Here is a 12,902-nt window from a genome sequence, read left to right as displayed (position 1 = left end):
TGCACTTCATTTCCAGGTGATTCATATTCTAATCGAACAGGTCGACCACCGTCGCAATGTGATTGCGACTTGACAGAATCGTGTCCTGAGTAATATCGAAGTCACGATAAACTATTGTGAGAGCAAACATGCGAGTGTTAATAGTAGAAGACAATTCAGAAATCCTTGCAACCCTTTACGGGTTTCTTGAGCCTAAAGGCTACACGCTTGACTCAGCGCGCAACGGCTATGGCGGTCTAGCCCTTATTTCAGAAAACGAATATGACGCGATTGTCCTTGATGTCATGTTGCCGGGAATTAGTGGGATCGAGGTTTGCCAGAAATTACGCTACGAGTTCAAGCTTAGCACTCCAATCTTGATGCTGACTGCGAGAGATAGTCTAGCTGATAAGGCATCTGGGTTCGAGAGCGGCGCAGATGATTATCTCATTAAACCTTTCTCAGTTGCCGAGTTGGACATGCGGTTGAGGGCAATGATACGTCGAGCTACCGGTGCCCATGGAATCGACCGGGCTCTACGTTTCGGAGCCTTGTCGTTCGACCCGGAGCTTCACGAGGTATCGCGTGATGGTGTTAGGATTGCGTTGACCCGAATCGGTTACGTCATGCTTCGCGCGCTGATGGTGGCCGCACCTCGTGTTGTAACCCGTGAGACGTTAGAGCATGTCGTGTGGGGCGAGAATCGACCGGAAAGTGATTCACTTCGAACCCACATCCACTTTTTGCGCCAAGCTATCGATAAGCCGTTCGAGTTCCCGATGCTAGTAACGGTTCCAGCCGTTGGGTACAGATTGGTGCTTCCAGATGCGTAACGATGTCCTGTTAAGTCGACGCATACTCTCCGCCTTCACGCTTTTCGGCTTTGTTCTCGCCGGTTGCTTTTCCATACTCGTTGCCGTTGCTGTAGAAGGAATAGAAGTCCATCTCGTTGATAACCGGCTTGCAGAAGTGGAGAAGTGGGCTTTGCCGCGCGAAATTGCTGGAATAGAAGTCGATCTGCCGGCTGGGCTTCGCTTTCACCGAGGTGATGACATCCCCACATCGCTGCGCGGGCTACCGCCAGGGATCTCCGACTCGGCAAGTGGACAAGAAAGCTTGCACGTACTAGCGGGAGCCGACGCGTTCGGCCCATATGTTGTCGTAGACCATGGCAGTGATTATGAAGAAGTGGAACTGGTCGTCTACTCTACCTTTGCTGCGTTCTTTGCTTGCTGCGTTCTCTCAGCTGCAGGCCTGGGAAGATTTGTGGCTCGCCGCATCGTTTCTCCGATCAGCGAATTAGCAACTGCTGTCGCGCGAGGTGCTAGGGTTCTGCCGCTTACGGAGCGCAAAGACGAGTTAGGGTTTCTCGCTAGAGCGCTTGAGGCGCATACTGTTGAACTACGCAGAGTGCTTGATCGTGAGCGTTTCTTCACCGGAGATGTGAGTCACGAACTTCGTACACCACTCATGGTAATCACTGGTTCTACTGAGATCCTTCTAGAAGGTGAGAATGACGAACGTAGGCGAGCGGCGGCTTTGCGTGTCTTCAAGGCCGCCAAAGATGCCGCCGAATGCATTAACGTGATGCTTCTGCTCGCGCGTGTTCCCGAACTGAGCAATTTTGAACCTGTTTCGGTTGGTGAAGTAGCATATGCGGAGGTTGTGACTTATCAATCTCTTGTTGCCGGCAAACCTGTTCGACTTATATGTGTTGGCGACGCCCCACTTATCATGCGCGCGCCTGTCGAACTTTGTAGGTCAGCCGTTGCCAATCTCGTTCGAAATGCCTGCGAATACACTGAGCAGGGGGAAGTGACGGTCATCCTTGGAGAGAACCACTTGACTGTCCAAGATACGGGCCCGGGTCTTCCAGAGGCAGTCAAAAGTACGTTAGGGCACGGGAATCGTCTTGCCCCGTCAAGCGGGTCCCTTGGTACTGGACTTGGTCTGTCGCTTGTGACGCGCATTTGCGATTACTTGAACGCCTCGTTCGAGTACGAATCAAGAAAAGGCGGTGGAAGCCGTTTTACTATCCGCTTCCGAGCGACCGAGAGTACTGATCGGAAAGCAGAGCAGGAGTGAGAGTGCTTATCAGCAAAGACTGAGGATCTAGACCGTGAGCGGACAGTAGTGATCAAATTGCAAAAGTAACCCGGAGCCGAGCACCGCGCTTCTGCAGCCCGGATCGAAGATATAAAAGCTCAGGTTCAGGCGTCACAGCTCCAGCTTACGCGGCAGGGTCAGGAGCTTGGCACTTGCATGGCATTGTTCGAACTGCTCGCTGATGAACGTGACCGTTTAGCAAAATCAGCTCCAAGGAGTGAACTGCAGAGAGCTGAGCTGCACATGGCGCTTGCCGCAGGGCACGCGACGGTCCTTGAGCTGCGCGGACAGCTCGATCGAATATCCGTCGCATCGAAACCAGCCGTGCGATAACGGCGCTGAGCGCCGGCAACGCCTACAAAACGGCGCCGTACGAATGGCACATCAAGCATATAACGCAACGACATTGCTAGCGCACCAAGTCCGCATAGGTGTGCACGAATAATAAAGTTTGACACAACTTCTTTATCAAAAACAACAACTTGCGAATTTCTCGGCCGACGCCACCAAAATAGAGTTTGACACGAATTGCATGAATTCGAAACATGTCGGCGTTCTTGCAAAGATAAAGTTGCACACAACCTCCGGGCTTCTTCGACCTATTCGACCGACCGCTTTCGACCTTGGATTCAAAGCAGACCTTTGACGTGGGCGTCTGTTCAACGTAGCCCTGAAGAATAGTTGAACTAGCATGTGCTTATCGGACAGCACATCTCGCTATGTCATAGCACTGAATGTCTTTCGCCAGTCTCTGGGACTGACCTGAAACCGCTTTTTAAAGTGTTGGCGAAATGAGGTTGGCGTCTGGAACCCGGCCATACTCGCAATCCTGTCGATCGACAGCGATGTCGTTTCCAGAAGTTCGCGCGTCTGGTGAAGGCGTTCATTGACCAGCCATTCGACCAGCGTCATGCCGGTTGCCTTGCTGAAATGGCGGGTAAAGGTGCGACGGCTCATGGCGATGCGCTCTGCCAAGTCGTCGATGCTGTGTGTCCGGTCGAGGTTGTGGCGAAGGTAGTCGAGCAGGATGTTGAGCTGCGCATCCTGGGTGGACGCGGCTACCGGTTGTTCAATGAACTGGGCTTGGCCACCCTCGCGGTGAGGAGGTATAACCATGGTGCGCGCCACCTTGTTGGCCACGCGGGCGCCGTAATATTCGCGCACGATAATCCCCCCACAAAAAGAGCGCGATCAGAAGTAGAATTTTCTACTTAAGATACAGAAAGCTCTACATGAAGACGTCCCGCTTTACCGACAGCCAGATCATTGCCATCCTCAAGCAAGCCGAAGCCGGCAGCCCGGTACCGGAACTGTGCCGCGAGCACGGCATCAGCAACGCCACGTTCTACAAGTGGCGCTCAAAGTTCGGCGGCATGGACGCCTCGTTGATGGCACGGATGAAGGAGCTGGAGGAGGAAAACCGGCGCCTCAAGAAGATGTACGTCGAAGAACGTCTCAAGGCCGAGATCATCGCGGAGGCACTCACAAAAAAATGGTAGCGCCATCTCAGCGGCGGGAGATGGCGCAATGGGCCGTGTTGGAGCGGTCAGCCACAGTCAAGCTGGCGTGCCACGCCTTTGGCATCAGCCAGACCTGTTACCGCTACAAGGCTAAGCTGGACGCGGAAAACGTCCTGATTGCCGACTGGCTCGTGCGGCTAACGAACAACCAGCGCAACTGGGGCTTCGGGCTGTGCTTCCTGTATCTGCGTAACGTTAAAGGCTTCAAATGGAATCACAAGCGCGTCTACAGGATTTACCGGGAGCTCGAGCTGAACCTGCGCATCAAGCCGCGTCATCGCCTGGTGCGCGAAAAACCGCTGCCGCTGGCGGTACCGACCTCGATCAACCAGAGCTGGTCGATGGACTTCATGCACGACCAACTCGCCGATGGGCGCAGCATCCGTCTGTTCAACGTGATCGATGACTTCAACCGCGATGGACTGGGCATCGAGGTCGACTTCTCGCTGCCGTCCGAACGCGTGATACGCTCACTTGACCGGATCATCGAATGGCGCGGCAAGCCGGCAGCGATCCGGTGCGACAACGGTCCTGAATACATCAGCGCAGTGACCTTGGCGTGGGCGGCCAAGCGAGGCATCCGCATTGATTTCATCCAGCCCGGGCAGCCCCAGCAAAACGCTTACGTTGAACGCTACAACAGGACGGTTCGCTATGACTGGCTTGCCCATCACCTGTTTGAAAGCCTCGACGAGATCCAGGAATTTGCCACCAACTGGCTGTGGACCTACAATTACGAACGGCCTAACATGGCGCTCGGCGGTATCACGCCAAAACAGAAACTGGCACTTGCCGCTTAACCTCTACTTTTAGCGTGCTCTAAAAATGGTTCATCGCACTTTACCGGGGAACGCATCCTTGATCTTCAAGAAGAAATATGATGCGTCCCGAAATCCGTAGGCCATGCGCTTAATGACCTTGATGCGGTTGTTGACGCCTTCCAGGATCGATGAACTCATCGGATAGATAGCAGAAGCGAGGATGCCACGTCGGTATTTAGCCAGGCGTTTGGCAAACTGGATCAACGGTGCGATCTGGCTTTCCAAGGCGAGCTTGAGCCAGGTTTTCCATCGACGAGCACCTTCCCGAACTGATGGCGAATACCAGATTTCCTTCAGTTCGGTCTTGAGCAGGTAGACCGTTGCCAAGGGCTGGTTAGCAGCGAGCAGTTCTTCGAGCTTGATGGCCTGTTCGGCCTTAAGGTTGTCGCGGTTGCGTAGTAACAGCCAGCGACTGCGCTTGATGACCTGGCGGGCCTTTGGTTCGGCGCGCAAGGTGTTGGCTTGGTCGACACGAACCCGATCGACCACTTCGCGGCCGAAGCGCGCTACCACGTGAAACAGGTCATAGACGACTTCTGTGTTCGGACATTGCTGGCGAACTTCAAGGTCCATGGCCGTGTTCATGTCCATGGCGACGGCTTTGATGCGCTGGCAGCCTTGCTCTCCCAGCAGCTCGAAGAATGGTCGGATCGCTTCCCGGCTATTGCCTTCCCCAACCCACAACACCCGCATTCTCTCGGCATCGAGGGCGACAGTGGCATACCGGTGTCCCTTGTGCAGGGCGAATTCGTCCATGACCAGGCGCTGTACGCTTTCTGCCGAAAAGTCACCATGCAGGTGTTTCAAGCGCTGGTGATCGATGTCCTTGATGGTATGCCAGTGCAGGCCAGTTAGCCGGGCTATATGGGCAATGGGAAGCAACTGCGCCAGCGCCTCGACCCAGAGGCGCACGCGGTGCGTGATGCGCGACCGGCGGTCGAGCCAAACAATGTGCTCGGCCACCCGTGCATTGCAGTGATGGCAGTCCAGTCGCCGCACCGGCACATCGAGCCAGACACGCTTGTCCAGAACGTCGCGATCGCGCACCTTACGCCTTCGGCGCTCATGCACTAGGGCACAAGGCTGGCGACACGCCCCGCAGACGGCATCACTTGCCGGACAGGTATCAAGAATGATTAACAGCGCCCCATCTTCCTGTTCCTCGACGGCATCGACAATATGACCTTCCCAAAACGGGAGAGACGACATAGCATTGAGCATGGCGGTGGTTTGATAGATTGACTTGTTTGGCGACTATCAATCTACCAACATCAAACCTCCGCCGCCACCATCTGCTCAGATCGTCAACCCCGTCTTCCCCCGTTATCCGCGTAGAACCCTAAAATGGGGGGATTACCGGATCTGTATCGGGAAGCCTGCAGCATCATGTTCTTTAGATACGGCCTAACGCCGACCACGAACGCGCTCTACCAATTCGTTCGTAAGGGAAGCATGTCTGTGCCAAACGAAGCACTGAGGCGGTTCTGGAGCGACCTCAGGGAACGGGCCAGGGTCGACCTACAGCACGCGGACTTGCCGGACCAGGTCAAGCATTCAGCCGGCCAACTGGTCGGGGAAATCTGGTCGTTGGCCCGCCAGGCGGCTGACGAATCAATCGCAGCCTTGCAGCAGAGCGTGGTCGTCGAGCGCGAAGCGGCACTGGCCGAGAAGGCGACACTGGAAAACCAATTCGCCCAACTGTTATCACAGTTCGAGAACGCTCGCGCTCAGATTGCGTCGGCTGAGGCGACAGTTGCGCAACAGCGAGAAGAACTAGGCGCGAGGGCAGCAGTCGAGCGGGAGACGGGGAAGCGGCTTGTCGAATCGCTGGCAGAAATCGAACGGCTGCAAGGCCTCATCGATTCAATGTCCACAGCACACGTGACCGAGATCGACAAAATAACGGGGCGCGTTGTCCAAGCCGAAAGACGCTACACCGACTTGGAAAAACGTACACTGCTTGACCTGGACCGTGAGCGCACGACGACGTCTAAATTACAGAAGCAGCTCGATGCAGAGCGCAAGGCATCTGCCGCCCGAATCGAAGGAATGCAGAACCAGGTGCAAGCGGCGCAGTTCCAGCTTGCGAGACAAAGTCAGGAGCTCGGCGGCTATATAGCAAAGACTGAACTACTGTCCGACGAACGCGACCGAGCCGCCCGCCAAGCTGCGGAAAGCGCGAACCAGAGTGCGTCGCTAGGCAGCCAGCTTGCCGCCGAGCGCGCCAGAGTGACCGAGCTTCGTGGACGGCTTGAGCAAAAGGCGCTGAAATCGGCATCGGCCAGAGAAGAGTTGGGTTCGGCACGCGCAGCGTCTCGTCGGCGGCGACCCGCACGAAGCAAGCCAGACAAATAGGCCAGGCCTGACGCTAGCGGCCCGATTCCCACACGCCGATCCGCGAGCTGCACCCAGTTGTTTCGTCTGTCATAACTGAACGTCCGACGCGATTCCGTATCCAAAAACACTTCCGTTGTACCTAAAGCTGTTGACGTGATGAGTAAGCCATGAAGATTTACCTAAACATATAGACTCGACGGCGAAAACGGGGCTTATACGCAGAGTCGGTAGGTTTAGGTACCCCGAGTACGGAGTTTTAGGTACGAGCGCTCGCACACTGCGCATTTTCTCGTAGCGGTTAGGCACTTCCCTTACGTGATTATTGTTATAATCACGTAAGCGTTGTTGACCCAAAATTTCACGTGAAACAGTTGATACGCCCGCATACTCGCCGCAAGTGACTGATAACTATGAAGAAAAATCCCGTGAAACAATGACGCTTCGAGCAACATGCCCACAGCATCTGCATGCACTGACGATAACCAACACAATTGCAACCGGACGGCGCTCTGGCCAGACAGTCATAACGCCTCGACCTACACAACAAGATTCAAATGGCACAGCACAGCAAAATCGCGCTTCCCGACATTGACTACAACCGCACTGACTATGCCGCATTGCGCGCCTACTGCAGCGGAATCCCGGTTTCACGTATTGCCGACCTTTACTACGCGTCCGATAGCCCCGAGGTCGAAAATGGATTGGAACGCCATCTAAAGCGGATGCGCGATCACATCGTCGAGCGCTCGATCGAGCGCAACCCTGAGTTCGCGAAGACCTTGCAGACAGCACGTTTGACTCGCGATATCTCGACCTCTCAGCTTGGCATCTTGGTACAGGCAGCCGAAGCGACTAACCCAGGACCGCATCGCGACCACCGTCTTGGGCAGTGGTTCCGGCCGACGATTTCAAGGCTGTTACGGGAAGAAGGCATCACGACGATCGGCGAGCTGGTCAATCGCATCGAACGCCGCGGCGCCGGCTGGTGGCGCGCCTTACCGCGGATCGGTGCCCGTCGCGCAGACGCGATCGTGCGATGGTTGAGTAAGTGGCCCGAGCATCTTGGGCAGATCGACGCATACCAGTTGCGAGCGCCGGCGAACGCCGTGTCCGCAGTGCGCCCAGTTCTGGACCCGCGCGCACCAAACCCGATCGCGCCGCTGGGTACGTTCCAGCTGCCCCCTTACCTGACTGGCGTAGACGGCATCAATCGCGCGCCCGCGTTCTGCTTCATCGCCGCCCGTGATGACCTCGAGGCCGTCGACACATTTCTGGCGCGCTACGACGACTCCCCAGAAACTCAGCGCTCCTATCGTAAGGAGCTCGAACGCCTGATCCTATGGTGCGCGCTGGTTGCCCGCAAGCCGCTCTCTTCCATGCTAGCTGAGGACTGTTTGGCCTATCGGACATTCCTGGCGGTTCCCGATCCCCGGTTTTGCGGCCCGCGTGCGCCTAGGAACACCGAGCGCTGGAGGCCCTTCGACGAAAAGCCTATGAAGCCGCAATCGCAACGCCTGGCAGTCGTTATCCTACGCAGCGCATTCGACTGGTTAATCAAAGTGCGCTACCTGGGCGGCAATCCGTGGGTGACCGTGAAGGATCCCGCAGTCACGAAGCGAAAACACGTTATGAAGATCGACCGGGCGTTGCGCCGTGACACTTGGGAAACCGTGGTCGAGATTTTGCAGCGACTTGGGGAGGTCGAAACGAATCGGCAAGACCGGGTCGCGCTAGTGGCGTTGCTGCTGATGGGTGATTCCGGCTTGCGTAGAGCAGAAGTCGTCAGCGCCTTGCGCGCCAACTTCATCCCCAGTCCGGATGCGGCCGGCGTGTGGATGCTTACCGTCGAGGGCAAGAGGAAGGTCGAGCGCGACGTCCCGGTCAACAGCCGCACCGAAGCGGCTCTGCGCGCGCATTGGCGCGACCGAGACCTTGACTTCGACGACCCGACCAGACGCGGCTACTTGATCGCACCGATCGTCACGCCGGCAACGAAGGCAGCGGCAAAGAGACAAGCACGCGAACAACGCGCGAATGAGCTGGGAACCGAAGAAGCCTTGGCCGAGCTCGAGCAGGGCAACAGCTATCACGTAAACTCGCTTTATTATGTAGTCGACGCAGCATTGCGCCGCGTACGCACATTTGCTGCTGCGCTGTCGTTAAACGAAATGCCGGCTTTTTCGCTGGACGAAATCATTCAGCTACAACGAACTTCGCCGCATGCTTTCCGGCACACTTACGCCACCAACGCCGTTGAAGACAACGTGCCAATGGAAGTGGTCCAGGACGTCCTCGGACACGTTAATATCATGACTACAAAAGTGTATGCGAAGACGCGCCAGCGCCGCATTGCACAGGAGGCAGCGAAGCAGTTTGCACGAAACGAGGATGCAGCGGAGAAGCGGCGACTGGAGAGAACGTGACTGCTGTTTCATCGAACCTTGGCCTTAAAGTGCCAAGCGACGCAACGACTTGGGCTTGCTGGTGGCGGAAACTACTCTAAATCGACAATAGGTTTGCTAATGTCGAGTAGAGGCAAGGTAGTTTACTAGCTCTAGTATCAAACGCGACGGTTGTCACTATCAGACATGAACGAGATCTGTGCGTCGATCTGAACGCGTCGGGTTGCGCATAGCAGCACATCGGTCTGCGGAATGTACGACTGTGACAACATACTTGCCTAGAAACCGTTCACCTAAGCACCCTGCCCATTTCGCAGGCATTCCGACAACATCCCCATGCAGAGCGGCTTGTGCCCTTCACGAACCTAAGTTGTCCACAGAAAATGTGGATAACTATACCGCACACCCATCCCCTACTCTCGGTCCTCCATTTTCGATTCTTTGCCAAGGCCTTGCCGAACAGCTAACGACACTCGTACACTGCATCGGGTGAAGGTCCGAGTTCGGCCAAAAGCGGCCGTTCGCAGCTTCGCTTAAGAAAATACTCAAACAAGACATGATTAATTCAATTTTCTTTCTTAAGCTATTGTTTGTGCCCTTATTGATTCTCGGCGTGACGCTTGCCGGTCGTCGCTGGGGGCCAGCGGTGGCGGGATGGTTATCCGCCTTTCCGATCGTTGCCGGGCCGATCTTGCTGATACTGTCGCTCGAACAAGGCGCACCATTTGCGGCCGCTGCCGCCCAGGGCACTCTGCTCGCAGTGATCGCTATTCTCGTGTTTACGCTCGCCTATGTGTGGGCCTCGCGTCGATTTAATGTTTTTGGATCGATGCTGTGTGCACTCGTTATGTATGGCGTCGCGCTTGTCGTTCTGCAATCAACACAAATAAGCATCATGCTCAGCTTTGTGCTCGTCATCGCATCGCTTCTGATTACACCCTTGTGTTTTCCCGCAGTTGCGCCAGACCCTATCGCGCCGACCAAGTCGAGCTCAAGTGACCTTTCCTGGCGCATGCTCGCTGCCGCATTACTCGTGCTGTTCGTCACATTTTCGGCCTCTCGGCTTGGCGCGAGGATGAGCGGCTTCCTTGCCATGTTTCCCATCATGAGCACGGTTCTTGTCGGATTTTCGCATCGTCATTCGGGCCGAGCATTTGCGGTCGCCCTTCTACGCGGGATGATCTATGGCTATTTCGCGTTTGCCACGTTTTGCTTGCTTATTTCAGTGCTGTTGGAAGAACAAACTATCGGGGTTGCGTTTCTAATTGCGCTGATATCCGCGCTCGTCGTTCAGTTAGCTGTCAAAACTCTTTTAAGTATTTATCAGGCGCGGCCAGTGCTTCGCTGATGCGTGCTCCTGTCCTGTAACAGTTTTGGGGAATGGCTGCTTTGGGTCTTGGATTCAACCGGTCGATGCAACAAGTTTGCTGAATCGTTCAGCGGGTGTCTGGTATTCTAAAGTCTTCCTTGGCCGTTCGTTCAATTTGCGAGCTACTTCGTTAAGTTGGGCCTGCGAGTACGCGGAGATATCGATGCCTTTTGGGAAATACTGGCGTAATAGTCCGTTGGTATTTTCATTGCTACCACGCTGCCAAGGGCTGTGTGGATCGCAGAAGTAGACATCGATATCAGTGGCCATGGTAAAACGCTTGTGGTCAGCCATTTCCTTGCCCCGGTCCCAAGTCAGTGATTGATAAAGCTCTCGGGGTAACTGACGGGCGTTATCAATCAATGCGCTGATGACTGTTTCTGTATCTTTGCTTGCGACTTTTACTAGCATCACGTAACGAGTGTGGCGTTCGACAAGGGTAGCGATCTGGCTATTTCTGTCTCCGAACACTAGGTCTCCTTCCCAATGTCCTGGTACAGCGCGATCCTCCACTATGGCAGGTCGTTCGCTGATCGATACCGTATCTTTGATCCTGCCGTGATTTTCTTTCTTTTGCGTATGATGACGCGATCGGCGCATGGCCCGGGTTCGCCGAAGATGCTCAAGTAGCTCCTTTTTCAGCGCACCACGGGCCTGAATGAAGAGGCTGCGATAAATCGTTTCATGCGACACCTGGTAATCCTCGCTGCCTGAAAACGTATGCTTGAGCCACCCAGCAATTTGCTCAGGCGACCACTGTAATTGGAGTTTGCTTGTTACGATATTTGCCAACTCAGGGTTGGTCACCAGTTTGCAGCACTTAGGACGATGGGCTCGCTTCCAAGCAGCCGCGTCTGCACAGCCAGCTCGATAGCTCGTCTGGCCACCATTGCGACTGATCTCACGGCTAATAGTGGACGGTGCTCGTCCAAGTGCTTGAGCAATCTGACGGATCGATTGACCAGTAGCTAGCGAGCGTGATATTTCTTCCCGCTCGGCCAAGGTTAATGCCAGTCTTGATCGGTGTCTTTCTGCGGGCCGAATGCCACCAGACTCGGCAAGAATTCGCTGTATAGACGAGTGGTTTCGATCGAACAGCTGGGCAATTTGCTGGAGCGATTCCCCCTTTTTCCAGTGCTCCCACATCAACGCCTTCTGGGCTTCCGTATAATAAATCCTTGCTCTCTGCTTCATCCGTAACACTCCTTCTGCTTACCCAGAGTTTAGTGTGTTGCGTCGACCGGTTGAATCCAAGGTCGATGCCTGCTTTTCGTGACAGTCCGCGACTTTTCAGCCTTCATGAACTGATATGCTCAGCTGAACGGCGGGGTTCGGCCAAAACCGGACGAAGAAGCACGCAACCCTTTGCTTTTCTTAGGGCATTTGCCCCTACACTTCCAGCTCAATTTATAAAAGGATGGTTATGCGTTCTCTACGTTTTGCTGTTATAGCCGCTCTCATGGTCACCAGTACCGCGTTTGCATCGCCGACGGACCCGAAAAACGGTGTCGACTACCAAACCCTGAGTGCGCCGCAGCCTGTCCAGGCGACAGGGAAGAAGGTTGAGGTGATCGAGTTCTTCGCTTACCACTGCCCGGCGTGTAATGCGCTCGAACCGACCCTAAATCAGTGGATCAAGAAGCAGGGTGACAATATCGTCATGCGACGCATCCATCTGCCGTTCCAAGGACAGACCGATCCAGAAGCACACCTTTTCCTAACCTTGGAGGCGATGGGTAAGCTAGAGGAATATCACCCACGTATCTTCCAAGCTGTGCACGTACAGCGTCAGCGCCTGATGAAGGATGATGCAATCATCGACTGGGCAACCAAGAATGGCCTTGACCGCGCCAAGTTCGTAGAGACTTGGAATTCATTCGCCGTGACCACTAAGCTACGTCGGCTACAGCAGGTCTCAAGCAATTACAAAGTTACCGGCACCCCAACCATCATCATTGACGGCAAATATGTTGTGTCGCCCGACTTGGTGCGACAGGCAAACAATATCCGGAATCCAGAACAGGTAATGACAGCCACCGGTCAGGTCCTAGACGCTTTAGTCGCGAGGTCTGCTGCTACCAAGTAGGCATTCGTTAACATTTAAACACTTGGTTAAGGTGGGTTCAAACTGATAGGTCTGGATGGCAAACGGCTACTGTTTGACCGTCCGCTTAGGGTCGGTACCGGCCTGTCGTGACAGTCAGTACTTTTTCAAGCCAGGCAACCTGCTAAGCTGACCCAAGCGGCCGGATTCGGCCCAGGCCGTGTAAAAACTTAGAAGCAGGCCCTGGCAGCGGAACTGTACCCGCCGATGCATGTTGAGCGGCTCTTCAAAGCGCTCAGGGTGCAATGCCGCGTTTTCCGGGAT

10 protein-coding genes are annotated in these 12,902 nt (G+C 55.0%); 7 read left to right on the top strand and 3 right to left on the bottom strand.

All coding sequences use genetic code 11. The annotated features are described in order from the left end of the window. Nucleotides 1-128: 128 nt before the first annotated feature. Both AC56LW_RS23085 and AC56LW_RS23080 read left to right on the top strand, forming a co-directional pair. A complete protein-coding gene (locus AC56LW_RS23085; RefSeq protein ID WP_499561042.1) occupies nucleotides 129-812 on the top strand; it encodes a response regulator transcription factor in 684 nt (227 codons plus the stop codon). After that, on the top strand, nucleotides 805-2,064 hold the full coding sequence (locus AC56LW_RS23080) for a sensor histidine kinase (RefSeq protein ID WP_499561040.1): 1,260 nt from the start codon (nucleotides 805-807) through the stop codon (nucleotides 2,062-2,064). The genes AC56LW_RS23085 and AC56LW_RS23080 overlap by 8 nt, the downstream gene beginning before the upstream one ends. Before the next feature lie 738 nt (nucleotides 2,065-2,802). Here AC56LW_RS23080 and AC56LW_RS23075 read toward each other — a convergent pair. Then, nucleotides 2,803-3,249 carry a helix-turn-helix domain-containing protein gene (locus AC56LW_RS23075; RefSeq protein ID WP_499561036.1) on the bottom strand — a complete coding sequence of 149 codons (447 nt, stop codon included), beginning with the start codon at nucleotides 3,247-3,249 and terminating at the stop codon, nucleotides 2,803-2,805. A 68-nt stretch (nucleotides 3,250-3,317) separates the two neighbouring features. Here AC56LW_RS23075 and AC56LW_RS23070 point away from each other — a divergent pair. Next, nucleotides 3,318-4,405, top strand: a protein-coding gene (locus tag AC56LW_RS23070; RefSeq protein WP_499561034.1) for an IS3 family transposase whose coding sequence is annotated in 2 segments (ribosomal slippage) — nucleotides 3,318-3,570 and nucleotides 3,570-4,405 — 1,089 coding nt in all. Because the reading frame shifts where the segments join, the coding sequence is not laid out codon by codon here. A gap of 30 nt (nucleotides 4,406-4,435) precedes the next feature. Here AC56LW_RS23070 and AC56LW_RS23065 read toward each other — a convergent pair. Then, nucleotides 4,436-5,635 (bottom strand): ISL3 family transposase, encoded by a 1,200-nt coding sequence (locus tag AC56LW_RS23065; protein ID WP_499638060.1) that lies wholly within the window; start codon nucleotides 5,633-5,635, stop codon nucleotides 4,436-4,438. Between the two features lie 135 nt (nucleotides 5,636-5,770). Here AC56LW_RS23065 and AC56LW_RS23060 point away from each other — a divergent pair, with 135 nt between their 5' ends. The 3 genes from AC56LW_RS23060 (at nucleotide 5,771) to AC56LW_RS23050 (ending at nucleotide 10,513) form a co-directional block, all read left to right on the top strand. Then, nucleotides 5,771-6,781 (top strand): DNA-binding protein, encoded by a 1,011-nt coding sequence (locus AC56LW_RS23060; protein WP_499561032.1) that lies wholly within the window; start codon nucleotides 5,771-5,773, stop codon nucleotides 6,779-6,781. A gap of 536 nt (nucleotides 6,782-7,317) precedes the next feature. Then, entirely contained in the window at nucleotides 7,318-9,186 is a 1,869-nt protein-coding gene (locus tag AC56LW_RS23055) for a site-specific integrase (RefSeq protein ID WP_499638031.1), read from the top strand. A 535-nt stretch (nucleotides 9,187-9,721) separates the two neighbouring features. Beyond that, nucleotides 9,722-10,513, top strand: a complete 792-nt coding sequence (locus AC56LW_RS23050; RefSeq protein ID WP_499638028.1) for a hypothetical protein — start codon at nucleotides 9,722-9,724, stop codon at nucleotides 10,511-10,513. Nucleotides 10,514-10,567: 54 nt separating this feature from the next. Here the strand turns inward: AC56LW_RS23050 and AC56LW_RS23045 are convergent, their stop codons facing one another. After that, nucleotides 10,568-11,728 carry an IS30 family transposase gene (locus AC56LW_RS23045; RefSeq protein WP_499638025.1) on the bottom strand — a complete coding sequence of 387 codons (1,161 nt, stop codon included), beginning with the start codon at nucleotides 11,726-11,728 and terminating at the stop codon, nucleotides 10,568-10,570. Nucleotides 11,729-11,957: 229 nt separating this feature from the next. On the opposite strand from AC56LW_RS23045, the gene AC56LW_RS23040 reads away from it, so the two are divergent. Beyond that, nucleotides 11,958-12,620 carry a thiol:disulfide interchange protein DsbA/DsbL gene (locus tag AC56LW_RS23040; RefSeq protein WP_499638023.1) on the top strand — a complete coding sequence of 221 codons (663 nt, stop codon included), beginning with the start codon at nucleotides 11,958-11,960 and terminating at the stop codon, nucleotides 12,618-12,620. The last annotated feature ends 282 nt before the right edge of the window (nucleotides 12,621-12,902 follow it).

The organism is Telluria sp. LT2P80, assembly GCF_059685955.1.
This window is presented reverse-complemented; position numbering and strand designations above follow the sequence as displayed.

Excerpts from the sequence above, each read along its gene's own strand:
- AC56LW_RS23085 (WP_499561042.1), top strand. The coding sequence starts at position 129 with ATGCGAGTGTTAATAGTAGAAGACAATTCAGAAATCCTTGCAACCCTT.
- AC56LW_RS23080 (WP_499561040.1), top strand. The coding sequence starts at position 805 with ATGCGTAACGATGTCCTGTTAAGTCGACGCATACTCTCCGCCTTCACG.
- AC56LW_RS23065 (WP_499638060.1), bottom strand. The coding sequence starts at position 5,635 with ATGTCGTCTCTCCCGTTTTGGGAAGGTCATATTGTCGATGCCGTCGAG.
- AC56LW_RS23060 (WP_499561032.1), top strand. The coding sequence starts at position 5,771 with ATGGGGGGATTACCGGATCTGTATCGGGAAGCCTGCAGCATCATGTTC.
- AC56LW_RS23055 (WP_499638031.1), top strand. The coding sequence starts at position 7,318 with ATGGCACAGCACAGCAAAATCGCGCTTCCCGACATTGACTACAACCGC.
- AC56LW_RS23050 (WP_499638028.1), top strand. The coding sequence starts at position 9,722 with ATGATTAATTCAATTTTCTTTCTTAAGCTATTGTTTGTGCCCTTATTG.
- AC56LW_RS23045 (WP_499638025.1), bottom strand. The coding sequence starts at position 11,728 with ATGAAGCAGAGAGCAAGGATTTATTATACGGAAGCCCAGAAGGCGTTG.
- AC56LW_RS23040 (WP_499638023.1), top strand. The coding sequence starts at position 11,958 with ATGCGTTCTCTACGTTTTGCTGTTATAGCCGCTCTCATGGTCACCAGT.